Here is a 503-nt window from a genome sequence, read left to right as displayed (position 1 = left end):
GAGCCGGAAAAGCGGTGTCTGACCGGCCGGGTGCTCTGCATCAGCAAGAAGAGCCGGACCCTGGCGTGGATGATCGACGGCCGGGTCGTCTCGGCGATGGATGTGCGCTTCGGCTCGGAGTACACGCCGACCCGTGAGGGCGAGTTCCCGGTGTACTGGAAGTCCCGGGACCATGTGTCGACGCTGTACGACACCCCGATGCCGTACGCCCTGTTCTTCAGCGGCGGCCAGGCCGTGCACTACTCCGCCGACTTCGCGGCCAACGGCTACGGCGGTGCCTCGCACGGCTGTGTGAACGTCCGGGACAGGAAGAAGGCCGCGGCCCTCTTCGACCACGTGAAGAACGGCGACAAGGTCGTCATCTACTGGTGAACGCGGTACGGGGAGAGAGGGCGCGGGCGGGACCGGGGGAACGTGTCCCGCCCGCGCCGATGCGCTGAGCCGAAGGTACGGGGGGAACCCCGGCTCGTCGCGCTGCCGATGACCAGTCGGCTCACTCTGTA

1 protein-coding gene is annotated in these 503 nt (G+C 67.8%); it reads left to right on the top strand.

Features of this window, described 5'->3' with window-relative positions; genetic code table 11:
• On the top strand, positions 1-372 hold a 372-nt coding region (locus G3I71_RS46735; protein WP_164325014.1), incomplete at its 5' end, for a L,D-transpeptidase.
• Positions 373-503: the final 131 nt, after the last annotated feature.

The organism is Streptomyces sp. SID12501 (assembly GCF_010550245.1).
Classification (GTDB): domain Bacteria; phylum Actinomycetota; class Actinomycetes; order Streptomycetales; family Streptomycetaceae; genus Streptomyces.
The sequence above is the reverse complement of the archived record's forward strand: the minus strand, read 5'-3'. Positions and strand labels throughout refer to the sequence as shown.